This is a genomic window from Pseudomonas sp. RC4D1 (assembly GCF_018390395.1).
In the GTDB taxonomy this organism is placed as follows: domain Bacteria; phylum Pseudomonadota; class Gammaproteobacteria; order Pseudomonadales; family Pseudomonadaceae; genus Aquipseudomonas; species Aquipseudomonas danubii.
Map to the genome: position 1 here is coordinate 1,093,526 of NZ_JAHBAW010000003.1, position 23,961 is coordinate 1,117,486.

At 62.6% G+C, this 23,961-nt stretch carries 22 protein-coding genes; 16 read left to right on the forward strand and 6 right to left on the reverse strand.

What is annotated here, in order from left to right; all coding sequences use genetic code 11:
* The first annotated feature begins 119 nt into the window (after positions 1-119).
* Together KHO49_RS29710 and KHO49_RS29715 are read left to right on the forward strand one after the other, a co-directional pair.
* Positions 120-830, forward strand: coding sequence for an AzlC family ABC transporter permease (locus tag KHO49_RS29710; RefSeq protein WP_249735888.1), 711 nt, complete (start codon positions 120-122; stop codon positions 828-830).
* Complete coding sequence (locus KHO49_RS29715; protein ID WP_102879316.1) at positions 827-1,144, forward strand: hypothetical protein; 318 nt, start codon at positions 827-829, stop codon at positions 1,142-1,144. The genes KHO49_RS29710 and KHO49_RS29715 overlap by 4 nt, the downstream gene beginning before the upstream one ends.
* An 18-nt stretch (positions 1,145-1,162) precedes the next feature.
* Here KHO49_RS29715 and KHO49_RS29720 read toward each other — a convergent pair whose 3' ends face one another.
* Positions 1,163-1,633: a Tgi2PP family T6SS immunity protein gene (locus tag KHO49_RS29720; RefSeq protein ID WP_102864995.1), complete on the reverse strand. Its 471-nt coding sequence runs from the start codon at positions 1,631-1,633 to the stop codon at positions 1,163-1,165.
* Complete coding sequence (locus KHO49_RS29725) at positions 1,627-2,082, reverse strand: glucosaminidase domain-containing protein (RefSeq protein WP_242553852.1); 456 nt, start codon at positions 2,080-2,082, stop codon at positions 1,627-1,629. Before KHO49_RS29725 ends, KHO49_RS29720 begins: the two co-directional genes overlap by 7 nt.
* A 224-nt stretch (positions 2,083-2,306) precedes the next feature.
* On the opposite strand from KHO49_RS29725, the gene KHO49_RS29730 reads away from it, so the two are divergent.
* Positions 2,307-2,519: a FecR/PupR family sigma factor regulator gene (locus KHO49_RS29730; protein WP_213666393.1), complete on the forward strand. Its 213-nt coding sequence runs from the start codon at positions 2,307-2,309 to the stop codon at positions 2,517-2,519.
* Positions 2,520-2,530: 11 nt separating this feature from the next.
* On the opposite strand, the gene KHO49_RS29735 is transcribed toward KHO49_RS29730, so the two are convergent.
* A complete protein-coding gene (locus KHO49_RS29735) occupies positions 2,531-3,475 on the reverse strand; it encodes a site-specific integrase (RefSeq protein WP_102864992.1) in 945 nt (314 codons plus the stop codon).
* 477 nt (positions 3,476-3,952) lie between these two features.
* Between KHO49_RS29735 and arnB the strand changes: the two genes are divergently transcribed.
* The 11 genes from arnB (at position 3,953) to KHO49_RS29790 (ending at position 15,960) form a co-directional block, all read left to right on the forward strand.
* A complete protein-coding gene (arnB, locus tag KHO49_RS29740) occupies positions 3,953-5,092 on the forward strand; it encodes a UDP-4-amino-4-deoxy-L-arabinose aminotransferase (protein WP_102864991.1) in 1,140 nt (379 codons plus the stop codon).
* A 5-nt stretch (positions 5,093-5,097) separates the two neighbouring features.
* A complete protein-coding gene (gene arnC / locus KHO49_RS29745; protein WP_102864990.1) occupies positions 5,098-6,117 on the forward strand; it encodes an undecaprenyl-phosphate 4-deoxy-4-formamido-L-arabinose transferase in 1,020 nt (339 codons plus the stop codon).
* A complete protein-coding gene (gene arnA, locus KHO49_RS29750) occupies positions 6,114-8,120 on the forward strand; it encodes a bifunctional UDP-4-amino-4-deoxy-L-arabinose formyltransferase/UDP-glucuronic acid oxidase ArnA (RefSeq protein ID WP_102879313.1) in 2,007 nt (668 codons plus the stop codon). Before arnC ends, arnA begins: the two co-directional genes overlap by 4 nt.
* Entirely contained in the window at positions 8,120-9,004 is an 885-nt protein-coding gene (gene arnD / locus KHO49_RS29755; RefSeq protein WP_110595719.1) for a 4-deoxy-4-formamido-L-arabinose-phosphoundecaprenol deformylase, read from the forward strand. The genes arnA and arnD overlap by 1 nt, the downstream gene beginning before the upstream one ends.
* On the forward strand, positions 9,001-10,650 hold the full coding sequence (gene arnT / locus KHO49_RS29760; RefSeq protein ID WP_110595720.1) for a lipid IV(A) 4-amino-4-deoxy-L-arabinosyltransferase: 1,650 nt from the start codon (positions 9,001-9,003) through the stop codon (positions 10,648-10,650). The genes arnD and arnT overlap by 4 nt, the downstream gene beginning before the upstream one ends.
* Entirely contained in the window at positions 10,647-10,991 is a 345-nt protein-coding gene (arnE, locus tag KHO49_RS29765; RefSeq protein ID WP_102879310.1) for a 4-amino-4-deoxy-L-arabinose-phosphoundecaprenol flippase subunit ArnE, read from the forward strand. The genes arnT and arnE overlap by 4 nt, the downstream gene beginning before the upstream one ends.
* A complete protein-coding gene (arnF, locus tag KHO49_RS29770; protein ID WP_102879309.1) occupies positions 10,988-11,401 on the forward strand; it encodes a 4-amino-4-deoxy-L-arabinose-phosphoundecaprenol flippase subunit ArnF in 414 nt (137 codons plus the stop codon). The genes arnE and arnF overlap by 4 nt, the downstream gene beginning before the upstream one ends.
* Positions 11,398-12,762 (forward strand): UDP-glucose dehydrogenase family protein, encoded by a 1,365-nt coding sequence (locus tag KHO49_RS29775; RefSeq protein ID WP_110651796.1) that lies wholly within the window; start codon positions 11,398-11,400, stop codon positions 12,760-12,762. Before arnF ends, KHO49_RS29775 begins: the two co-directional genes overlap by 4 nt.
* Positions 12,763-14,388, forward strand: coding sequence for an ArnT family glycosyltransferase (locus KHO49_RS29780; RefSeq protein ID WP_102879307.1), 1,626 nt, complete (start codon positions 12,763-12,765; stop codon positions 14,386-14,388).
* A 42-nt stretch (positions 14,389-14,430) separates the two neighbouring features.
* Positions 14,431-14,946, forward strand: a complete 516-nt coding sequence (locus KHO49_RS29785) for a GNAT family N-acetyltransferase (protein ID WP_102879306.1) — start codon at positions 14,431-14,433, stop codon at positions 14,944-14,946.
* Positions 14,947-15,255: 309 nt separating this feature from the next.
* Positions 15,256-15,960 carry an HPP family protein gene (locus tag KHO49_RS29790; protein ID WP_102879305.1) on the forward strand — a complete coding sequence of 235 codons (705 nt, stop codon included), beginning with the start codon at positions 15,256-15,258 and terminating at the stop codon, positions 15,958-15,960.
* A gap of 193 nt (positions 15,961-16,153) precedes the next feature.
* Here KHO49_RS29790 and KHO49_RS29795 read toward each other — a convergent pair whose 3' ends face one another.
* Positions 16,154-17,017, reverse strand: a complete 864-nt coding sequence (locus KHO49_RS29795) for a LysR family transcriptional regulator (RefSeq protein ID WP_213666394.1) — start codon at positions 17,015-17,017, stop codon at positions 16,154-16,156.
* A gap of 263 nt (positions 17,018-17,280) precedes the next feature.
* On the opposite strand from KHO49_RS29795, the gene KHO49_RS29800 reads away from it, so the two are divergent.
* Together KHO49_RS29800 and KHO49_RS29805 are read left to right on the forward strand one after the other, a co-directional pair.
* Positions 17,281-18,387: an enoyl-CoA hydratase/isomerase family protein gene (locus KHO49_RS29800; RefSeq protein WP_213666395.1), complete on the forward strand. Its 1,107-nt coding sequence runs from the start codon at positions 17,281-17,283 to the stop codon at positions 18,385-18,387.
* Between the two features lie 4 nt (positions 18,388-18,391).
* Positions 18,392-19,543, forward strand: coding sequence for an acyl-CoA dehydrogenase family protein (locus KHO49_RS29805; RefSeq protein ID WP_102879302.1), 1,152 nt, complete (start codon positions 18,392-18,394; stop codon positions 19,541-19,543).
* 398 nt (positions 19,544-19,941) lie between these two features.
* Here KHO49_RS29805 and KHO49_RS29810 read toward each other — a convergent pair whose 3' ends face one another.
* A complete protein-coding gene (locus KHO49_RS29810) occupies positions 19,942-21,528 on the reverse strand; it encodes a type VI lipase adapter Tla3 domain-containing protein (protein ID WP_102879301.1) in 1,587 nt (528 codons plus the stop codon).
* Positions 21,528-23,693 (reverse strand): T6SS effector phospholipase Tle3 domain-containing protein, encoded by a 2,166-nt coding sequence (locus KHO49_RS29815; RefSeq protein WP_213666396.1) that lies wholly within the window; start codon positions 23,691-23,693, stop codon positions 21,528-21,530. The genes KHO49_RS29810 and KHO49_RS29815 overlap by 1 nt, the downstream gene beginning before the upstream one ends.
* Positions 23,694-23,961: the final 268 nt, after the last annotated feature.

The window sequence follows — 23,961 nt, forward strand, 5'->3', positions numbered from 1 at the left end:
GCAAACTCGCACAATCGTACAAGACGCTGTCTCGCTGCCTTTCCTAGACTCCCTCGACCAATGACTGGGGCGCCGCTCCGGGTCTTTGCCTCGGTAATGAGCAAAAGGTGAGGAAACCTATGCAGGTCGAGCAACAGATGCCGTTCGCACAAAGCACGTCAGGTGCTCTGCGCAGGGTGGCCCCGGCCGCGCTGGCCATTGTCCCGGTGAGCATGCTGTTCGGCCTGCTGGCAGGTCGCGCCGACTGGTCACTGCTGGAGGTGGCACTGGTGGGGATGCTGGGATTCACCGGCAGCGGTCAGTTCGCCGCCCTGCCCCTGGCCCAGTCGGGAGCCGGGTTCTTCACCCTGCTGCTGGTCTCGGCTTCGATCAACAGCCGTTACCTGCCCATTGCCTTCACCTCCAGCCCACGGTTGCCCCGGGGGTTCCTGCAAAAGGCCGCGGCGGCCCATATGCTGGGGGACGAGGCCTACGCCACCGAGCACGAACGGGACAATCCGGTCACGGTGCTGGTGATACGCGCAACGATCTTCCTGACCTGGGCACTGGCCGGGGTGCTGGGGGCATGGCTGGGCAAATGGCTGCCGCTGCAGTGGATCGGCACCGAGGTCAACCTGGGCTACCCGGCCAGCGTGGTGCTGATGTACCTGTCGCTGGCGCAGTTGCGCAGCCGCTTGAGCCTGGCGCACGAACGTCGTCTGGCCATCTTGTCGATGGTGGCGCTCTGTGTCGCGGTGACCCTGGTATTGATCATGCTCCTGGGCACCCTGTACTTCTGGATTCCCAGTGTGCTGATCAGCACTGTCCTGCTTTCCAGGGCCAAGCCATGAACGATTCGGCCTGGGTCACCATTGCTGCGCTACTGGCCACCAGTTGCCTGGTGCGGATCATTCCGGCGTTCGTGAGCATCCGCCTGCAACCCGGCCTGCAGCGTTGCCTGGAGCGGGTGCTGCCGGTGGCGGTGTTCATCAACTTCGCGGTGTACATCGCCTTCAGCGAGATGAGCCGCGAGCCCCTGGCAGCCTCGGTGTCCCTGTTGCTGGTGGGGCTCATTGCCCTGAGCAACAGCCTGGGCTTGATCAGCACCGCGGCGATTGGCACGGCGGCCTATTTTACGGTCCTGCACCTGAGCGCTGCGGCCTGATGCAGACCGGTTTCGGGACTATGGTTGATCCTCGCAACCCAGTCCCTGGCGCTGGGGCTCTTCATCCGCCAGGGTCTTGCCGGTACGGGCCATGATCTGCCCCTGCAAGGCCCGCAACTCACTGCCGTCCAGACGCTTGCAGCTGTTGATTTCCCAGACATCGCCGGTGGCGGTGCTCACCGAGAACAGCCCCCAGTACTCAGTGGCGCCGGCCTTGGGATCGTTGTAGCCGAGGCTGAAGTCGAAGTAGCCCGGATGCGGCGGCTGGCCGCTGTCGTCCTGCAGGTCACCATCGACAAAGACCCCGGGTTTGCTCAGTTGATAGTCCTGATGCTTCAAGGCTACCAGCAGCACTTCCTGGGCCTGCTCGCGGGTCAGGCCCGTGGCCTTGACCTCATCCGGCTGCAGCACTGCACCGGCACAGGCGACGAGTGCCGCGCAGGCCAGGGGCAGGCCCAGCAGCCATGCGTGGGGATTTTTTCTCAGCACGCCATGCGCCCTCTGACCGCGACAATGATCTTCGCCAGGTACTCGGCAAAACCGTTGCGGCCACCGGAGGCCGCGTCGCCACTGTTGTAGCCGCTGCGCACCAGGGCCTGGGCGAACTCCATGGGGTCGCGCTTGCTGCGCACCGACGAGCCATAGCGCAAGGCGAAGGACTGGGCACACTTCTGGAACGAGTCGAACTTCGCCACCTTGATGTTGGCGTTGCCCTGGGGCGCCTCGGCCCCGCTCTGCAGGGGCGCCGGGGCATGCAAGGAGAAATAGTTATTGAGCTCGCGGGCAATACGTCCGGCGCCGTACTGGCTCTCCTGGGCCGCCAGGCCAAGGATGTTTTCCACCGGCAGGTCCAGTTGATCGGCGATCGGCTGGCAGGCTGCCTTGTATTTGCTGACAAAAGTCACGGCATTGGTGTTGTTGCACAGTTTGGCGCTCACGATTGCTCCCTCATTTGACTGGTCGATTCCATTTGCCACAGGTGAAACATGCCGATTATAGAGCAGCATCCAGGCCTTGCCTCAGGCCTGCGCACCGATACCAATGACTGATTTCACGCAAAAAATTGACGCTTTTTTCTCGTTATACACTCTAGATTGCAAGTGATTTCTACGTGCCGCGCCTCTCCCTCATGAGCGGCGCCACTTTGAACAAGGACCGCACGATGAACAGTCCTGCCAGCGAAGCAGATGAATACTTGATGATGCAGGCCGCCCACTGGTGCATCCGCCTGCGTGAGGCCGATTGCAGCCTGGATGAACGCCAGGCGTTCGAAGACTGGCTGCAGAGTGACCCAAGCCACGCCTTTGAGTACGCCAAAATGCTCGAGGCCTGGGACCTGACCGGGCATCTGTCCCCTTCCCGGTCGACCTGTTGAACGGCTGACACTCACAGGTCAAAGCGGTCGATGGCCCGGCGTCGTTCATTGTCATCACGCATGTCATAGCTGGCGGTGGTCTGGATATTGGTGTGGTGCGCCAGCTTCTGGGCGATCGACAGGTCATGTTCCTCGATCACCCGGGTAATGAACGAACGACGAAAGTCGTGGGGCATGATGCGCACGCCAACCTGGGCGCCCCGCTGGCGGGCGATGTAGTAGATGGCGTGCTTGCTGATGCGTTCACGGGTGATATGACCACCGCGACGGATCCGGTTGAACAGGAAAGCGTCGTCCTCAAGGCCTGCCGGCAAGTCTGCGCGACGCAGGTCCAGCCAGGCCTGGAGCTTGTCGAAGGCCCAGGCCGGGGCGTACTTGATCAGTTGCTTGTTGCCCTTGGCCAGCACCTGCAGGCTGCGCTGGACGAAGTCCACCTGGGCCAGGTCCAGGTTCACCGATTCGGACTTGCGCATGCCCGAGCCGTACAGCACCGCGATGATTGCCGCGTCGCGCACGCCCTGGGGCCGCGGGTCGGCGGCACACACCGCCATCAGGTCCTGGATCAGCCCGCGCTTGAGATTGCGCCCCCGGGACAGGCGTGTACCGCCCATGGCCTTGACCGAGCGCATTTTCAGCAGATGGTCCTGGCTGATCAGACTGCTGCGCCAGGCTTCGTTCATCACCCCGCGCAGGGCATTGACGTACAGCGACGAGGTATTCGGGGCATAGCCGTCACGGCGCAATGTGGCCACCAGGGCCGTCACCTGTTCGGGTTGCAGGTGGTGCCAGGGGATATCCTCAAGGTTGAGTTCGTCATACCCCAGGCGATCGGCGGCGTCCTGCAGCACGTAACGCAGGGTCGACTGGCTGGAGGGCGCCAGACGGGCCAGGTACAGGCGCAACGGGTTGGCCTTGTGCGCGTTGTCGGCAACGGCCGGTTGTTCCTGCGAAGTCATGCTCCCCCCGAAGGCAAAGACGATGCCGGAGCGCAGTTCCCTGCGCCGTTCATGGCCAAGTTCAAGACACCGTTCAAAGCCTCCTGCAAGCGCTCCTTAAAGTGCTTCTTCAAGCCCTTGAAATGGCTGCCGGCACCCCGCCGCACTACAACCTTGACAGCAAACTGAACACTAGCTGTCTGGCCCGCAGAAAAACGGACTTTTGCCCTATTTTTCATATTCGTTTCACATTTTTCCGCTTAATCTCAGCCACCAACAAGCCTCCTGCCGAACGCAGTGCTTTCTCAGGTTGTCAAGATAACACCTTGATCTGCATTTACTTTTAACAAACACCTTCTTTACTCAAACGCTGCATGGATCGCCACCCCGGCCCAATAACTGGATGAGCCTTGATGACTGCATGACCTCCCCCGCGCTCCATCAATCGTTCGTTCGCATCACCCCGTATTTCCGGCATCAGCTAAACCCGAGGTAACCATGAACCAGGCTTTCCTTCCTTTCTCGCGCCCGAGTATCGGCGACGAAGAGATAGCTGCAGTGGAGCAGGTTCTGCGCTCCGGCTGGATCACCACCGGCCCGAAAAACCAGGAACTTGAACAGCAATTCGCCGACCGCGTCGGCGCCCGCCACGCCGTGGCCCTGTCGTCGGCCACCGGCGCCATGCACATCACCCTGCTGGCCCTGGGCATCGGTCCGGGGGATGAAGTCATCACCCCGTCGCAGACCTGGGTCTCCACCGCCAACATGATCTGCCTGCTGGGGGCGACCCCGGTATTCGTCGATGTCGATCCCGACACCCTGATGAGCGACGCCGCCACCATCGAGGCGGCCATTACGCCACGGACCAAGGCCATCATCCCGGTGCACTACGCCGGCGCCGCCTTCGACCTGGACCCGCTGTACGCCCTGGCGGACAAGCACGGCATCCCGGTGATCGAAGACGCCGCCCACGCCGCCGGCACCACCTATCGCGGCCGCGCCATCGGCGCGCGGGGCACGGCAATCTTTTCCTTCCATGCCATCAAGAACATGACCTGCGCCGAAGGTGCGATGTTCGTCAGCGACGACCAAGCCCTGGCCGACCGGGTGCGCATGCTCAAGTTCCACGGTCTGGGGGTGGACGCCTACGATCGCCTGACCCACGGTCGCAAGCCCCAGGCCCAAGTGATCGAGCCCGGATTCAAGTACAACCTGGCGGACATCAACGCCGCCATCGCCCTGGTACAGCTGCAGCGCCTGGACGACATCAACGCCAAGCGCGAAGTGCTGGCCAAGGCTTACCTGGAGCGCCTCGAAGGCCTGCCGGTACAACCCCTGCACCTGCCCCAGTACCCGCAGCAGCACGCCTGGCACCTGTTCATCCTGCGCATCGACGCCGAACGCTGCGGCCTGGACCGTGAAGCCTTCATGAAGGGCCTGCAGGAGCAGAACATCGGCACCGGCATCCACTTCATCGCCACTCACCTGCATACCTATTATCGACAGCGCTTCGCCGATGTGCGGCTGCCACACACCGAATGGAACTCGGCGCGTCTATGCTCGATCCCACTGTTCCCGGACATGACCCTCGACGATGTCGAACGGGTCTCCGATGCCATTGCCAACCTCCTGGACTGAAGCCTTTGAAACCTTACCCAATCCAGTTCGTGTCGATCGTCATTCCGGTCTACAACGAAGAACAGAGCCTGCCGGAGCTGCTGCGCCGCACCGAAGCGGCCTGCCGCCAGCTCAAGCACGACTTTGAAATCGTCCTGGTGGACGACGGCAGCCGCGACCAGTCGGCGACCCTCCTGCAAGAAGCCGCCGAGCGCGAAGGCAGCCCCGTAGTTGCGGTGATCCTCAACCGCAACTACGGTCAGCACGCGGCGATCATGGCCGGCTTCGCGCAGTGCCGCGGCGACGTGGTCATCACCCTCGACGCCGACCTGCAGAACCCGCCGGAAGAAATCCCGCGCCTGGTGGCCCAGGCCGAGCTCGGCTACGACGTGGTCGGCACTGTGCGCAACAACCGCCAGGACTCGGCCTTCCGTCGCTGGCCGTCGAAGCTGATCAACCTCGCTGTGCAGCGCTCCACCGGTGTGGCCATGAGCGACTACGGCTGCATGCTGCGGGCCTACCGCCGCACCATCATCGACGCGATGCTGGCCTGCACCGAACGCAGCACCTTTATCCCGATCCTGGCCAACAGCTTCGCCCGGCACACCACCGAGGTGCTGGTGGAGCACGCCGAGCGCGAGCACGGCGACTCCAAGTACAGCCCGATGCGCCTGATCAATCTGATGTTCGATCTGATCACCTGCATGACCACCACCCCCCTGCGGCTGCTGAGCATCATCGGTTTCGGCATGGCCGGCGTCGGCGCGCTGTTCGCCCTGATGCTGATCATCCTGCGGCTGATCTTCGGCGCCACCTGGGCCGGCGACGGCACCTTCGTGCTGTTTGCGGTGCTGTTCGTGTTCACCGGTGGCCAGTTCATCGGCATGGGTCTTTTGGGTGAATACCTGGGACGCATGTACAGCGACGTACGGGCCCGCCCGCGCTTCTTCATCGAAAAAGTCTTGCGCAGCCAGCCGGCGGTCCCCGCCCCGGCTGTCACTGTCGACGGTTTAACTTCCACTCATACTGATCAGGTTTCGCCATGAGCAATAAAGCTGTTGTCTTCGCCTACCACGATATTGGCTGTGCGGGCATCGAAGCCCTGCTCAATGCAGGCTACGAGATCGCTGCCGTGTTCACCCACGCCGACGATCCCAAGGAGAACACCTTCTACGGCTCCGTCGCCCAGCTGTGCGCCCGCAAAGGCATTGCCGTGCATGCCCCGGAAGATGCCAACCACCCGCTGTGGATCGAGCGCATCAGCAAACTCGACCCGGACTACCTGTTCTCCTTCTACTACCGCAATCTGCTGAGCGAACCCCTGCTGGCCACCGCCCGCAAGGGTGCGTTCAACCTGCACGGCTCGCTGCTGCCGAGCTACCGCGGCCGTGCTCCGGCCAACTGGGTGCTGGTCAAGGGCGAAACCGAAACCGGCGTGACCCTGCACCGCATGGTCAAGCGTGCCGACGCCGGGGCCATCATCGCCCAGCAGCGCGTGGCCATCGAACGCAGCGACACCGCCCTGAGCCTGCACCACAAACTGCGTGACGCCGCTGCCAGCCTGCTACGCGACACCCTGCCGGCGCTGGCCCAGGGCAAGATCACCGAGACCGCCCAGGACGAATCCAAGGCCAGCTACTACGGTCGCCGTACTGCAGCCGATGGCAAGATCGAATGGAAGCGCCCCGCCGAAGAACTGTTCAACCTGGTACGCGCAGTGACCCAGCCTTACCCGGGGGCCTTCTGCGCCGTCGGCGAGCACAAGCTGATCGTCTGGAGCGCCGAAGTTGCCAAGGGCAACGAAGGCCAGGCCCCGGGCCGGGTCATCAGCGTCGACCCGCTGCGCATCGCCTGTGGCGAAGACTCCCTGGTGATCACCTCCGGCCAGCGCAACGCCAACGGCCTGTACCTGGGTGGCCCGCAACTGGCCAATGAGCTGGGTCTGGTGGACGGCTCCCTGCTGCGCGGTGCCGAGTCCGGCCGCAAGCCACGCCGCACCCGCGTGCTGATCCTCGGCGTCAACGGCTTTATCGGTAATCACCTGTCCGAGCGCCTGCTGCGTGACGACAAGTACGACGTCTACGGCCTGGACATCGGCTCAGACGCCATCGAGCGCCTGCGCAGCCATCCGAACTTCCACTTCGTCGAAGGCGATATCAGCATCCACTCCGAGTGGATCGAATATCACATCAAGAAGTGCGACGTGGTCCTGCCGCTGGTGGCCATCGCCACCCCGATCGAATACACCCGCAACCCACTGCGCGTGTTCGAGCTGGACTTCGAAGAGAACCTCAAGCTGGTTCGCTACTGCGTCAAGTACAACAAGCGGGTGATTTTCCCGTCGACCTCGGAAGTCTATGGCATGTGCCAGGACAACAACTTCGATGAAGACAGCTCCAACCTGATCGTGGGTCCGATCAACAAGCAACGCTGGATCTACTCGGTGTCCAAACAGTTGCTGGACCGGGTGATCTGGGCCTACGGCGCCAAGGGCCTGAACTTCACCCTGTTCCGTCCGTTCAACTGGATGGGCCCGCGCCTGGACCGCCTGGACTCGGCCCGTATCGGCAGCTCCCGCGCCATCACCCAGCTGATCCTCAACCTGGTGGAAGGCACGCCGATCCGTCTGTTCGACGGTGGCGAGCAGAAGCGCTGCTTCACTGACATCGCCGACGGCATCGAAGCCCTGGCGCGCATCGTCGACAACGACAACGACTGCTGCAACGGCCAGATCATCAACATCGGCAACCCGGACAACGAAGCCAGCATCCGTCAGCTGGGCGAAGAGCTGCTGCGTCAGTTCGAAGCTCACCCGCTGCGCAGCAACTTCCCGCCGTTCGCCGGTTTCCGCGACGTCGAGAGCAAGGCGTTCTACGGTGCCGGCTACCAGGACGTGGAACACCGCAAGCCCAGCATCGCCAATGCCAAGCGCCTGCTGAACTGGGAGCCGACCGTGGAGATGAGCCAAACCATCGGCAATACCCTGGACTTCTTCCTGCGTGAAGCGATGCTGGAAATCGCCGATCGTTCCAAAGAAGAAGCTCGCTGATGCAAGCAGGTCTGCGCATTGATGTCGATACCTACCGCGGCACCCGGGAGGGGGTGCCACGGCTGCTCGAATCGCTGGAGGAAGCCGGGGTCAAGGCCACGTTCTTCTTCAGCGTCGGGCCGGACAACATGGGGCGCCACCTGTGGCGCCTGATCCGTCCGCAGTTCCTCTGGAAAATGCTGCGTTCCAATGCCGCGGGCCTGTACGGCTGGGACATTCTCCTGGCTGGCACCGCCTGGCCGGGCAAACCCATCGGCCGCGACCTGGGGCACTTGATGCGCCAGACCCTGGCCGCCGGTCATGAAGTTGGCCTGCACGCCTGGGATCATCACGGCTGGCAGGCCAACACCGGGCGCTGGAGTCAGGCACAGCTGATCGAACAGATCCGCCGTGGCGTCGACAGCCTCAACGATATTCTCGGGCAAGCGGTGAGCTGCTCGGCGTCTGCCGGTTGGCGCGCCGATGAACGCGTCATCGAAGCCAAGCAACAGTTCGGCTTTCGCTACAACAGCGACTGCCGCGGCCAGAGCCTGTTCCAGCCACGACTGGCGGACGGCAGCCTGGGCGCCCCACAGATTCCGGTGGACCTGCCGACCTTCGACGAAGTGGTCGGGCCGGTGGTGGCCGCCAAGGATTTCAACCGCTACATCCTCGACCGGTTCAGTCCGGACAAACTCAATGTCTACACCGTGCATGCAGAAGTAGAAGGGATTCTCATGGCCAATGATTTCCGCCAGTTGCTGGCCAGCGCCAAGCAACGCGACATCCACTTTCAACCCCTGGGGCAGATGCTCCCGGCGGATCTGGCCAGCCTGCCGGCGGGCAAGGTCGTGCGTGGCGCGCTGCAAGGCCGTGAAGGCTGGCTGGGAGTGCAAGGCGCATGACCAGACGTTGGGCCCTGCCGCTGCTGCTGATCGCTTTCGGTCTGTTCTACCTGTTGCCCATGGCCACCCACGGCCTGTGGATTCCCGATGAAACCCGCTACGCGCAGATCAGCCAGGAAATGCTCCTGACCGGCAAATGGGCGTCGCCGCACTTCATGGGCATCCGCTATTTCGAAAAACCCGTGGCCGGCTACTGGATGATCGCCATCGGCCAGGCGCTGTTTGGCGACAACCTGTTTGGCGTGCGCGTGGCGTCGGCCCTGAGCACCGGCTTGAGCGTGGTCCTGGCCTACCTGTTGGCCAGGCGCCTGTGGAACGACCCGCGCAAGAGCCTGGCCAGCGCCCTGCTCTACATGAGTTTTACCGTGGTGGCGCTGCAGGCCGGCTACGCCAACCTCGATCCGCAGTTCACCTTCTGGGTCAACCTGAGCCTGGTGGCACTGTGGTTCACCTTCGACTGCCAGAGCCGACGCGGACAGATCGGCGCCTGGGTGCTGCTGGGGCTGGCCTGCGGCATGGGCTTCATGACCAAGGGCTTTCTGGCCTGGCTGCTGCCGGTGCTGGTGGCCCTGCCCTACGCCATCTGGCAGAAGCGCCTGCGCTCGCTGCTGACCTATGGCGGCATCGGCGTGCTGGTGGCGATTCTGGTCAGCCTGCCCTGGGCCCTGGCGGTGCATGCCCAGGAGCCGGACTACTGGCGGTTCTTCTTCTGGCATGAGCACATCCGCCGCTTTGCCGGTGAAGACGCGCAGCACGCCTCGCCCTGGTGGTACTACCTGCCGTTGCTGGTGGGCTTCTGCGTGCCTTGGGTGCTGCTGTTGCCAGCCAGCCTGAAGCAGGCCTGGGAACAACGGCGGCTGAACAGCAGCGGCTTCCTGCTGCTGTGGCTGGTGCTGCCCCTGGCCTTCTTCAGCCTGAGCAAAGGCAAGCTGCCGGCCTACATTCTGCCCTGCCTGCTGCCTGTGGCCCTGCTGATGGGTCACACCCTGATGGACCGTCTGACCGCCGGCAAGACCCGTATCCTCAGCCTCAATGGTGTGCTCAACCTGCTGGCCGGCCTGTTGGCCCTGCTGGCCTTGGTGTACTTCCAACTGAAGAAACCGGTGTATGTGGACGAGCCCCAGCACCTGGTCCTGGTATACATCCTGTTGCTGGGCTGGATCATCAGCAACCTGTTGCAGGCCATGCGCCCCTTGAGCCTGTGGGCCGCCCCGGCACTGGGCAGCTTCCTGCTGGTGGCCCTGGCCCCGGCGGCGCTGCCGAACAAGGTGGTCTACAACAAGATTCCCGACCAGTTCATCATCGATCACGTGGCCGAACTGGGTCAGGCCAAGGCCCTGCTGAGCAACGACCTGGGTGCTGCCGCTGCGCTGGCCTGGCGCCTGCGTCGCCCCGACGTGACCCTTTACAACACCCAGGGCGAAGTGAAGTACGGCCTGGGCTACGAGGACACTGCGGCGCGCAAGGTCGACCTGAACCAAGTCCAGCCGTGGATCGAGCAAGCCCGTAAGCAAGGCTCGATCGGCGTGGTGATGCGGGTCAAGAGCAGCGACGAGGAACATGAAGTCGAGCTGCTGCCCAAGGATGCCAAGCGCTACGAGCAAGGCAATATCGTGATCTTCATCATTCCCCAGAGTCAGCCATGAGCCTGTTGTTGCTGTTGCTCGCCTGCGGGCTGACCTGCCTGGGCCAGGTGGCGCAGAAGTTCGCCGTGGAAAGCTGGCGTGACCAGCCCTCCGGCATCCTGCAAAAACTGCGTTCCGGCTGGCTGTGGCTAGCCCTGTTCAGCCTCGGCCTGGGCCTGCTGGTGTGGCTTTTGGTGCTGCAACGCATGGAGGTGGGTGTGGCCTACCCGATGCTCAGCCTGAATTTCGTGTTTATCACCCTGATCGCCCGCTTCGTCTTCCATGAGCCCATCGACCGTCGCCATTGGCTCGGCGTGGCCCTGGTGATTGGCGGCGTGCTGCTGTTGAGTCGCCACGCATGAGCCGGGTCAAGGGTTTTGCCTTCGCCCTGGGCAGTGTGGCTCTGGTCAGCGGCGCCCAGTTGGGCATGCGCTGGAGCATGACCCGCCTGCCCGCCCCGGATCAGTGGCTGTCGGCGCTGAGTGCTGGCAGCGTCGATCTGGCCGCCCTGGGGGTGGTGATCGCAGCCATCGCTGCTTACGCCCTGTCGATGCTCTGCTGGCTCCTGGCCCTGCGCGACCTGCCCCTGGGCCGGGCCTATTCGCTGCTCAGCATCAGCTACGCCCTGGTCTACCTGCTGGCCGCCAGCCTGCCGCTGTTCAACGAACCCTTCACGCTTGCCAAAAGCCTCGGGGTGGCCCTGGTCATCCTTGGGGTCATCACCATCAACTCTCGATCTGCACCCGCGACAAGTCCCAGGAATACCCCATGAAAATCAGTGTATTTGGAAGTGGTTACGTCGGCCTCGTACAAGCCGCCGTATTGGCTGAAGTCGGCCACGATGTCATCTGCATGGACATCGACGAGCAAAAGGTCAAACAGCTGCAACAAGGCTACGTGAGCATCTTCGAGCCGGGGCTGGCCAGCCTGGTCAAGGAAAACCTCGAAGCCAAGCGCCTGCACTTCACCACCGATGAAAAACTCGCGGTGCAACACGGCCAGGTGCTGTTCATTGCCGTGGGCACGCCGTCCAGCGAAGACGGTTCGGCGGACCTGCGCTATGTGCTGTCGGTGGGCGACGCAGTGGCCCGCCACCGTGAGAAGCCGGTGATCCTGGTGGAAAAATCCACGGTGCCGGTGGGCACCGGCGACACCTTGAAGGCGCACATAGAGAAGGTCCTGGACGGCCGCCCGCTGCAGTTCGATATCGTTTCCAACCCGGAATTTCTCAAGGAAGGCTCGGCCGTCACCGACTGCCGCCGTCCGGACCGGATCATCATCGGCTGTGAACGCGAGGAAGTGCGCGATGTGATGCGCAACCTTTACGCGCCGTTCAACCGCAACCACGACCGCATCATGTTCATGGACCTGCGCAGCGCCGAGCTGACCAAGTACGCGGCCAACTGCATGCTGGCCACCAAGATCAGCTTCATCAACCAGATCGCCGAGCTGGCCGAGCACCTGGGGGCAGACATCGAATCGGTGCGCTTGGGCATCGGCGCCGACTCGCGGATCGGCTATCACTTCATCTACCCCGGTTGCGGCTACGGCGGCTCCTGCTTCCCCAAGGACATGCGCGCCCTGATCCACAGCGCCGAGCAAGCCCACTGCTCCAGTGACCTGTTGCAAGCGGTGGAAGCCATCAACGAGCGGCAGAAACACAAGCTGTTCGAACGCATCAAGGCGTTCTACAAAGGCGACCTTGAAGGCAAGACCTTTGCCCTCTGGGGCCTGGCGTTCAAGCCCAACACCGACGACATGCGCGACGCACCGAGCCGGGTGCTGCTGGACGCGCTGTTCGCGGCCGGTGCTGAAGTCCGGGCCTTCGACCCGGAAGCCATGCAGGAAACCCAGCGTCTGTACCCGGACGAATCGCGCCTGATGCTCATGGGCACTCCGGAATCGGTGCTCCATGGCGCCGACGCGCTGATCATCTGCACCGAATGGCAGCAGTTCAAGGCGCCGGATTTCGACCTGATCCATCAGCGTCTCAAAGCGCCAGTGATCTTCGATGGACGCAACCTGTACGACGCCGAACGCCTGGCGCGCAACGGTTTCACCTACTTCCCGATAGGTCGCGGTGAATCGCGCAACCTGCCGATTCCGCACCAGCAGTGGTCCACCGAGGCCTGAATGAACCCGCACTCCAGTTCCCCTGCGAACACATTACTTTGGCAATCGTTGGGGCTGGGGCTGCTGGCCTTGCTGCTGTTCTGCGCCGGCGCCGGCCACGATTCGGTCATCGGCTTCGACTCGCGCTTTGTGCTTTTCGCCAAGGAGATGCTGCGCCATGGGCCGGGGTTCTTCCCTACCACCTATGGCCAGCCCTACGCTGACTATTCCAGTGCCTCGACCCTGCTGGTGTGGCTGTTTTCCCTGCCCACCGGGCAGGTCACCAGCTTTACCGCCTGGCTGCCGACGGCCATTGCTTCAGCGCTGATCGTCAGCCTGATCTATCGCCTGCTGGCACCCTACTCCCGCACCTGGGCCCTGCTCAGCGTGGCTTTGCTGCTGCTGAGCAATACCTTTATCAGCGAAACCCGTGCTGTCTCCCTGGACCAGATGCTCGCCGCAGTGTCCCTGGCGGTGTTCTACCTGGGTTATGCCCACGACCATTTCGGTGCCCGCCGGCACCTGGGCTGGATCTTCCTCTTGCTGGTGCTGGGCTTTGCCATTCGCGGCCCCATCGGCCTGGTGATTCCCACCGGCATGCTGTGCAGCTACTACCTGCTGGGCGGTCAATGGCGCCGTTTGTTCGGCGTCGGTTTCAGCGCGCTGTTGCTGCTGGTGGCCTGCGTCGGCCTGCTGCTGTGGCTGGCCAAGCTCAGCGGTGGCCAGGCCTTTGTCGACGAGGTGATCCGCATGCAGTTCATGGGACGCATGGACGGCAGCGAAGGCTCCAGCGATGTCCTTTATTACTTCACCAGCTCTCTGGGCAACTACGCCCTGGCCTATCCCCTGGCGATCCTCGCCTGGGTTGCGGTGTTGCTCAATCGCCCTGCGGAACAGGGCCCGGCCCTGAAACTGTTGCGTCTGTGCACTGCTGCCGGGCTGATCGTGATGATCGGCTTGTCGATTCCCCAAGCGAAAAAGGCCCGCTACCTGCTGCCGATGCTGCCCATGGCGGCGATCGTTGCGGCTTATCCGTTCCAGGCCGGACGCGGGCGGGTCATGGGCTGGCTGCGGGGGCTGATCCAGGGCCTGTGGCTGCTGCTGCCCGGGTTGCTGATGGTGGGACTGCTGGTACTGCGGCGCAAATTCCCTGAACAGCTCACCCACCTCTTGCCCATGCTGCTGATCCTCGGCCTGTTGCAAGCGCTGTCCCTGGGGTTGCTGTTCAAGCGCCAGTGGCGCGCCGTGGGCCTGGCCTACAGCGCGGTGCTGGCGGTCTGGGCCTGTTACATCGGGGTCTTCGAACCGGTGGAGCAGCGTCTCTATGACACTCGCGCCTTCAGCCTCGGCGCCATGCAACTGATCGAGGCCGACCCGGCACCGGTAGTCCTGCACCGCATGGGCAAGGACGCCAAGGCGATCAAGTTCATGGTCAACCTGGATCGGGACCTGCAGCCACAGTTCACCGATCAGGCTGCCGCCCTGGCCCAAGTGCCGGCCCCGGCCTGGGTGATTCTTGATCAGAGCGATCTGCCCAGCCTGCAAGGCACGCCCCTGGCCGGGCTGACTCCGGTGCTGAGCGGGCGTTTCGACAAGAACGACTTCGTCTTGCTGCACCTGCCCAAGAGCGCTGCCACGCCACCCTGAAAGCGTTGCGCAACCCCCTGGCGGCTCCTTACACTCGCGCCCATGACTATTCAGATCCGCCGGGCGCGGGTGGCTGACGCGGCCTTCCTCCCCGCCATTGAAACCTCGGCTGCGGCATTGTTTCGCAGTGATCCGCAACTGGCCTGGCTGGCCGACGCCGAGGTGGCCGATGCCCAGAGCCATCGAGAAAACATCCAACACCACCCGGTCTGGGTTGCGCTGACAGAGGACGGTACCCGCTGCGCCTTTCTCAATGCCCAGGTCTGCGACCTGGAACTGCATGTGTGGGAAATTTCCGTTGCCACTGGCCACCAGGGCCAAGGCATTGGCAAGCGCCTGTTGCAGGCGGCACGCGAGTTCGCCCTGGAACAGCAGCTCACGGCCCTGACCCTCAGCACCTTCCGCGAACTGGCGTGGAACGAACCTTTCTACCAGCGCCAGGGCTTTGTCACCCTGCAACCTGCACAACTGAGCCCGCGCCTGCGCCAGGTCCTGGCCGATGAAACACAGCACGGCCTGCCCGAATCACGCCGCTGCGCCATGCGCCTGAGCTTGTAAAAACGCACTGCCACACTCACTGCTGGAGCTGGCCCAGGGGGCTGGCTGTAGGGGCTGGCTTGCTAGCGAAAGCGCCCTCAAGACCCGCTCCCAACTCCAAGCCCTCTTCGCTCCCTTCGCCGGCAAACCGGCGCGTTATACAGCAAAATAAATGCACTTAAACGGCATTATTATGAATTTGTCAGCTACACCAATGCTCGGCACACTGTGCCCGTTCCTCCCCCAAATGTTGGAACGTTCAAGGGCTTTCTGGTGATCCAGGCAAGCCCTTCTTTTTGCCCGTCGTTTAGCCCTGGACCGTTCTTGCCGATGTTTGCCCGCTGGAAACCCGCCGCCATCAATACCCGCCCACTGGAATGGAGCCGTGCCGCCATCGGCATGGCCCTGGGCACCCTGTTCAGTGTCTGGCTCTGCGCCCAGGTGTTCGGCATGCCGGTGGCGCTGCACCTGATCGGTCCGCTGGGGGCCTCGGCGGTGCTGCTGTTTGCCGTGTCTTCCGGGGCCCTGGCCCAGCCCTGGTCGATCCTCGGCGGCTACCTGTGCGCCGGGGTCGTGGCCTTGCTGGTGGCTCATGTCCTGGGCCGGACCCTGGGCAGCGCCTGCCTCGCGGCGGGCATGGCCCTGGTGCTGATGTGCTGGTTGCGTTGCCTGCATCCCCCGGCCGGCGCCCTGGCCCTGACCCTGGTGCTGGCAGACCCGGCCAGCGTGGCTTTGGAGTGGCGGGAACTGGGTCCGGTGATGCTCGCGGCGGCCAGCCTGTTGGCCAGTGCCTTGGCCTACAACAACCTGACGCGGATTCGTTACCCCAAGGGCCCGAGCGATACTCCGGTGCTGCTGCCCTCGGCGGCCCCCGCCGACAGCCTGGCGATCACCGCCGAAGACCTCAAGCAGGCCCTGGCCGAGATGGAAGAATTCTTCGACGTCACCCCTGAAGACCTTGAGCAACTGATCCACGCCAGCGAAGCCCACGCCCGCCGGCGCAGCATTGGCCAGGTCCTGTCCTCGCGGCCCTGATAGCGCCCTAACCTTCGCCCTCGCCGGTGCTGACTTGCCAGCCAAGACAGCTTCAGAAGCGCCGCACGCGTAAAAGGCCTGTTCGCTGGCAAGCCGGTTCCTGCAAGGGCATCGTCGATTGCGCGCCAGGCGCAGCCACTGGCTGGCCAGCGCAGGTGCGCTCAAGTGCGGTGCCAGGCTCAAGTCAGTGGGTTCAAACCATCGGCGACCAGCGCTGGGACCAGTCGTGGTCTTGTTCGATCACCTCGCGCAATACCGCAAAAGCCTGCTGCAGCTGCGCCGAGTCGCGCTCCCGGGCATACAGCAGGTAAGTGGGAAAACTGAATTCCGGGGCCCTCTCCACCCGTTCCAGCACACCGCTGTCCAGGTAGCTCTGCACCACCCGGGTGCGGAAATAGCCGCTGCCACCGGCGTCGAGGATGAACTGCAGCGCCAGGGGCCCAAGGTTGAAGCCCACCGCGGCCTTGGCCTGCTCCGGTAATGCGGCGTCGTGCTGACGGCGAAAATCATCGCCCCAGTCGATGTACACATAAGGCTCGGGACGCCCCGCCAGGCGCACCTGGATCAATTTCTCCTCCAGCAATTGCTCGACCTGCAATCCCGCGCAATACAGCGGCTGGAACACCAGCGCCGCGTCCAGCACGCCCAACTCCAGTTGCCGTTGCAGGCTCGCGCCTTCGGCGATCTGGGTGCGTACCGCATGGTTGGGCAGTGCCTGGCGCAGGCCTCGTACCCAATTGAGCATCAGCGGATTGCACAGGCTCAACTCACCGCCGATGTGCAGCACGTTGCGATAGCCCGCCAGCAACGGCAGGTCGCGCTGGGCGGCCTCCCAGGTCTGCACCAGCTGATTGGCATAGGCGATAAAGGCCTCGCCATTGGCGGTGGGTCGGGCGCCGGCGCGGTTGCGTACCAGCAGTTTGCAGTTGAGCTGGCCTTCCAGGTTCTGCACCCGGGCGCTGATGGCGGTCTGGGTCAGGTGCAGGCGTTCGGCGGCGGCGATCAGGCTGCCGCTGCGGACGATTTCCAGGAAGGTGCGGGCCAGATCGATGTCCATGGTGCCTCGCCGGCAAAAAATTCGAGCGCCATTGTAGCGGCGCTCGTACCGTCGTGCCCCTAGGCCGCGGACATTCGCCGGATCGGCACCGACGCTGCGGGCCAGAGCGCTGGCGCAAGATTGAGGGCGGCTTTTTCAACATGCAAAAATGCACAGTCAACCTGCAGTTTTCGGGGTTGTACTGGGCAAAATTGCACTGTTACGATCCGTCGATGCTCGCGCGCGAGCCTCATATAAAAAACAATAAAAGCAGGGAGTTAGTGATGACTGCTCAGGTTTCATCCCAGGCGACACAGGACCTCGACGCCACCCCCGGCGAAGTACTGGTCGAGGTGCGCAACCACATCGGTCACCTGACCCTCAACCGCCCCGCCGGTCTCAATGCCATCACCCTGTCGATGGTGCGTACCTTGCAGCAACAACTGGACACCTGGGCCCAGGACCCGCTGATTCACGCGGTGGTGCTGCGCGGCGCCGGTGAAAAGGCTTTCTGCGCCGGCGGCGACATCCGCTCGCTGTACGACAGCTATCAGAGCGGCGATACCCTGCACGAGGATTTCTTCGTCGAGGAGTACGCCCTGGACCTGACCATCCACCATTACCGCAAGCCAGTGCTGGCCCTGATGGACGGCTTTGTCCTCGGCGGCGGCATGGGCCTGGTGCAAGGCGCCGACCTGCGAGTGGTCACCGAGCGCAGCCGCCTGGCGATGCCGGAAGTGGCCATCGGTTACTTCCCGGATGTGGGCGGCAGCTACTTCCTCTCACGGATTCCCGGCGAACTGGGCATCTACCTTGGGGTCAGCGGCGTGCAGATCCGCGCCGCCGATGCCCTGTACTGCGGCCTCGCGGACTGGCACCTGGAAAGCGACAAGCTGAGCCTGCTGGACCAGCGCCTGGATCGCCTGCACTGGAGCGACTCACCGCTCAAGGACCTGCAGGGCCTGCTGGCCAAGCTGGCGGTACAGACCTTGCCCGATGCGCCACTGCAAGCCTTGCGCCCGGCCATCGACCACTTCTTCGCCCTGCCGGACATGGCCAGCATCGTCGAGCAATTGCGCAGCGTGACGATTGCCGACAGCCACGAGTGGGCCAAGACCACCGCCGACTTGCTGGAAATCCGCTCGCCCCTGGCCATGGCCGTGACCTTGCAGATGCTGCGCCACGGCCGCCACTTGAGCCTGGAACAGTGCTTCGCCCTGGAGCTGCACCTGGACCGTCAATGGTTCGAACGGGGTGACCTGATGGAAGGCGTACGCGCCCTGATCATCGACAAAGACAAGACCCCCCGCTGGAATCCGCCGACCCTGGCAGCCCTTGAGGCCGAACGGGTAGCGAGTTTCTTCAGCGGTTTCGACGGCAGCGGGAGCTGAACTCATGCACGACATCGAATTGACCGAAGAACAAGTGATGATCCGCGACATGGCCCGGGATTTTGCCCGGGGCGAGATCGCGCCCCATGCCCAGGCCTGGGAAAAAGCCGGCTGGATCGACGACGCCCTGGTGCGCAAGATGGGCGAACTGGGCCTGTTGGGCATGGTGGTTCCCGAAGAATGGGGCGGCAGCTACCTGGACTACGTGGCCTATGCCCTGGCGGTGGAGGAAATCTCCGCCGGCGATGGCGCAACCGGCGCGCTGATGAGCATCCACAACTCGGTGGGCTGCGGGCCGATCCTCAACTACGGCAGCCAGGAACAGAAACAGCAATGGCTACCGCGCCTGGCCAGCGGCGAAGCCATCGGCTGCTTTTGCCTGACCGAGCCCCAGGCCGGTTCCGAAGCCCACAACCTGCGCACCCGCGCCGAACTACGCGATGGCCAGTGGGTGATCAACGGCGCCAAGCAGTTCGTCAGCAACGGCAAGCGCGCCCAACTGGCCATCGTCTTTGCAGTGACCGACCCGGAACTGGGCAAGAAAGGCCTCTCGGCGTTCCTGGTGCCCACCGACACCCCGGGGTTCATCGTCGACCGCACCGAACACAAGATGGGTATTCGCGCCTCCGACACCTGCGCCGTGACCCTCAACCAATGCACGATCCCCGAAGCCAACCTGCTGGGCGAACGGGGCAAGGGCCTGGCCATTGCCCTGTCCAACCTCGAAGGCGGCCGCATCGGCATCGCCGCCCAGGCCCTGGGCATCGCCCGTGCGGCTTTTGAAGCGGCCCTGGCCTACGCCCGGGAACGGGTGCAGTTCGACAAACCGATCATCGAACACCAGAGCATCGCCAACCTGCTGGCCGACATGCACACCCGACTCAATGCCGCACGCTTGCTGATCCTGCATGCCGCGCGCCTGCGCAGCGCCGGCCAGCCGTGCCTGTCCGAAGCCTCCCAGGCCAAGCTGTTCGCTTCGGAAATGGCCGAGAAGGTCTGCTCCTCGGCGATGCAGATCCATGGCGGCTACGGGTATCTGGAGGACTATCCGGTGGAGCGCTACTACCGCGATGCGCGGATCACCCAGATCTACGAAGGTTCCAGCGAGATCCAGCGCCTGCTGATTGCCCGCGAGCTCAAGCACTATCAGCTCTAGGCGCTAACGCCGCCCACAAAAAAATCGCAGCCCAGGCTGCGATTTTTTATGGCTGCTCCCCCGGAGCCGGCTTACCGGCGAAGAGGCCCTTGAGCGTGGCGTCGCCCTGCTGGACGCCTTCGCTGGCAAGCCAGCGCCTACACAAGCCTGCCCCTTCGCAAGCGGCTTTCTACAACAAGCGAGGTTCAACGGTCATGGCGGAAGCCTTTCTGGCTGAGGTACAGGCCGTCACGGGCGGGGCCGAACTGGCAAAGCAACGTCCATAGTTCAGAGGCTGCTCAGCGGCTTGAACCCAGTGACTGAGTAACGACAGGCAGCCAATAAACAACAATATGCGGTGCATCGAAACAGCCCTCTCCCTTTGACCCGGGTCTTCAGCGCAGCTTGATCAGCCAGCGCTAGAGATCATCCATCCAGTTGTCCTTGGGCCTCAGCTCAGCCAGAAACTCTTCCAGCGTGTAATCCTCTTCCACAACCGGCATCCGCGATGTGGCAGGAGCAGCCGTTGCAGGTTTTACCGAGGCACCGTCATCGCTGCTGGCGGTTTGGGGCATCAGGTTGATGCCAAATTTGTTGCCAACGGGCTTTTGCCCAGGTGTCGGCGAGGTGATGGTGATAAGGGTCGCTTGATCCTTGCGGCGCAGAGGCATGACCACACTGGTGTCGGCATTCTGGTAACTGGCCATGGTCGCCAACGCGATACCCACGAACGGCGAGGCGGCGCCGGTATCGCCCAGGCGCAGGGTCAGGTCGTAACCCTCGCGGGAGTCGAGCAGGTCCAGAGAGCTGTGGGCAGCCGTCAGAGCAGGAAGCAGCTCGGCCAGTGGCGTGCTGTTCAGGCCGCCGTCGTAGAACACCCGGGCCGGTGCGGGCGTAACGGCATCAGTGGCTTTTTTCCAGCCAGCGGCCAGTTGAGTGGTCAAGGCTTCGCGCTTGAGGCGCTCGCCGTTGTCCGGGCGCTGCAGGGAAACCGTGACCGGGCGATGAATCCTGGCCAGCACTGGCAAGGCGTCCCATTGTTCAAAAGCGCGCTCGGTCCAGGGCTGCGGGATGAACTCCGAAGGTTGGAACTCCACCGCCGGTTTACGCCAGCCCCAACCGCTGAATTCAGGATCGATCTTGTTCTGGTTGACCTTGGTGAAGGGGGCGTAATAGCGCAGCCATTCGACACGTTCGGGGCGACCGACGACCAGGGCGACCATTGAATCGGTGAGTTCACCTGGCTTACGTGGCCCTGGTCCACCGATCAATGGGGCTTTTTTGGCAGAAAGCGCATAGGACATGCTGAAGCCTTCATTGGTGTAGACCAATACAGCAGGAAGGTCAGGGTTACGCTCGAACAGTTGGAACAGGTTTTCCAGCAAAGTTTCAGGAGTGTCATTACAGATGATGCCATCCTGCAGGTTACGAATGCGATGCCAATGAAGTCCCGCAGGAGTTCGCATGTCATTAACCATGACAGATAAGCTGCCCCGGGTTCTTTCAGGTGTAAAACGAAGGTTCGGAGTTTTAGGACTCCAACCTGAAACCACAGTAATAGTGGGAATCGGCCACTTCTCTAAAAAATCCCTTAATCCCAGCTCCAGTGCATCCGTTTCCCGTTTTTCATATGCCATATCCTTATCATCGGCGGTTATTGGATACTTCTTCGGATCCATAGGTAGGATGCTCCCTACATGTAGTGCTTCCTCTTGTTTTAAGTTTTTTTCCTGCAACTCGTTCCAAATCTGCCCCTGCCTGAACACATCCAGACTTATGCCAATGCTGAGTACATCCAGGGTTTCCAAACGAGGCGACGTAGTGGGGGCACGGTAACGAGGTTCAACGGTCATGATTGAGTCCTTCCTGGACGAGGTATAAGTAGTCACAGACGTGGCCGCACTGGCAAAACAACGAGTCGATGTCAGTGAAGTTTCGGCTGCCTGAACCAAGTGGCAGGTCAGCAACACAGCAGTGAAAAACCAAAATTTAAGCTCTCGACGCATCAGGCACTTCCCCCAAAACGAACGGAGTGTCCCGCTCTTTGCTCCTTTAGAGACTGTGCTGCTACCAAGGAAGGCATGTCATCTCCGACAGCCGTCGGCAATGCACCACTCTTACGGTACGTTACTGTGGAGTTAATCAATTCGCGGCTACTAGCGTCTTCTTGAAGAAAGAATTCCGATACCGCTTCATCTGGAAGGTCCTGTTCTGTCTCAAACTGAGAGTTGGCACTAGCTCGTGTTCTCTCCCAATCCAACCGCCAATCCGCCACCCGACACAAATACGCATAAAACGTCACATCATCCACGCTCTCCCCCGCCCCTATCGCCACGTCATACGCCAGCACTCGCCGGCTATGTTCAGGGTTGTTTGGAATGGCCGAGTGGAAAGACAGCGCTTCTTCGTGCTCCTTGTCCTTGCCGCCACTTTGCAGGCGCATGCGTGCCTCGTAGGGAGTTTCCGAACGCGTCACCAGCACCTTGCCGTCATCGGTCGCTCGGGCGGCAAACACGTGGGTGGTTTCAGATATCTCCTTGCCTTCGTTGAGGGCCTTTTGAACGCTGCCAATGTCGCGTCCGTGCTTGAAGGCGACGGCCTCGTCGATCGCCTCCAGCCGGCTGTGCCGGGTGCTTTCGGGGGTCCAGGCTTTATTGCTGATCGCAATCGCGGCGTCGATGGGCGCCAGTTTGTCCTTGATCTGATAGACACCGCTGTTGGAGTCCGCTCCCGGCATGACCACTGTGCCATCGGCGTCAAAGTTGGTTTCAACGGGCACTGGCAATAACGGTGCGGTCAGCATCACCGACTTCCCTTGCTCAAGGGAGGCGCGGGCCACGGACATCCGCTGCAGGCAAGGCAGACCGGTGTCTTCCCAGGTGTCCTCCCCCTGAAGCAGCAATGGGTAGGCATGGGGCGGCGTGTGCAAACCGATCAGTTCCTTTTCGCCACCGCGCTTGCGCAGGGTAAAGATTCGCTGGTGGAAACTCAGCGGCAAGGTCCGGCGCAATGGCTTGCCATACAGCTGCTCGTCAACACCCTGCCAGCCGATTCCCTGGACGTTGGCCAGGCCAACGGTCTGGTCCTGTGGGGTGAAATACAGGTAGACACTGCCTCGGTTGTCGCGCTCGTTGAAGGCAATGCGCTTGGCGTCAATCGTGGTTTCGCAGGCGCTGCCACCGCTCCAGCCAGGCCCGCCAATAGCGCCATAACCCTGGCAGTTCTTGAGGGCAATACTCGTCAAGGCCGGGTACGGATTGGGCGCTGCGGTAATGAACTGCAGGATGGCGTCAAGGGTCGCCAGGCGGGCCTCGGCCGTCTGCTGCACGCCGAAGCCCTGAAGCTTCTCCATGTTGGGTTCGCGCAGGCTGTAGGGCGAGTTGATCATCACCACGCCGTCGGCCGGCCGCACCTTGTCTTCATTGAGAAAGGCATGGGCCAATAACGTGATGAGCGTGCCTTGGCTGTGGCCCACCACATTCACCGTGTCGTTGGGGTAGCGCTTGCGGATGATCCTGATCAGCATCGCCAGGCGCATCGCCGCCAGCACCATGTAGCGGCGTCCAGGCGCGGAGAACAATGGGTGAGTCAGCTCGCCGGCAAGCAGATTCAGGGAGATGAAGCCAAACAGCTTGCCGTTGAAGCCCTTGCCCCACATGTCCGGCAGGTTGGTGGTGGCATTGACGAAGTGCCCACCCTCCAGGGTGCCCGCCTTGTCCAGGCGGTTTCTGTTGCGATCCATCCACTCGCCGTGGGGCGCATCCTTGATGATGTGCTTCTCTTCCTCGCGAAAGCCCCAGTAGAACGGAATAACCACGCTGCGGGCGTCGGTGCCGTTGGCCGCGGCGGCGAATTTGCGCCGGTAGTACACAGCGTCAGGGTTGCTGGCCTTGCCCTCATCGTCCTCGGGCAAGCTGTAGCCGGCCGGACGCAGAAAGCCCGGATTGCTCACGCCATTGGGCAGGGTCGGCGCCATGTCCAGGCGCTCGTTGAGCCCCTCGCACAGGCCGCGCTCGATGCGCTCGTAGCAACCGGCCAGGTCGTTGACGCCGTGCACCACGATGGTCACGCAGGGCTTGGGGGGCGGCGCGATCAGGTGCACATCGCCACCGCCTGGCAGGGTGATCGCTTCAGCGGTGCAAATGGTCCTCATCCGAACGGCGTCATTCATCGTGCTAGTCCTCCTTGATGGCACTGATGCGGCGCAAAACAAAGCCGGCGCCGCACCATAACAAAGGACCAGGACGATAAATCTAGGAGTTCTCTGAAAGGCGCTCGGACTCGGGGCGCCTGATTGTCACAGGTGCCGCCGAGGCAAAAAACATCGATTTGCCGGCGATCAGCGCTGTGCGTTGAAAAAAACATTCAACGCAAGATCCGGAGTTCAGCGCCGTTCGCCGCGGCCTAGGGTTGGCCCAACGCTCATGCAAAGGAGGTCA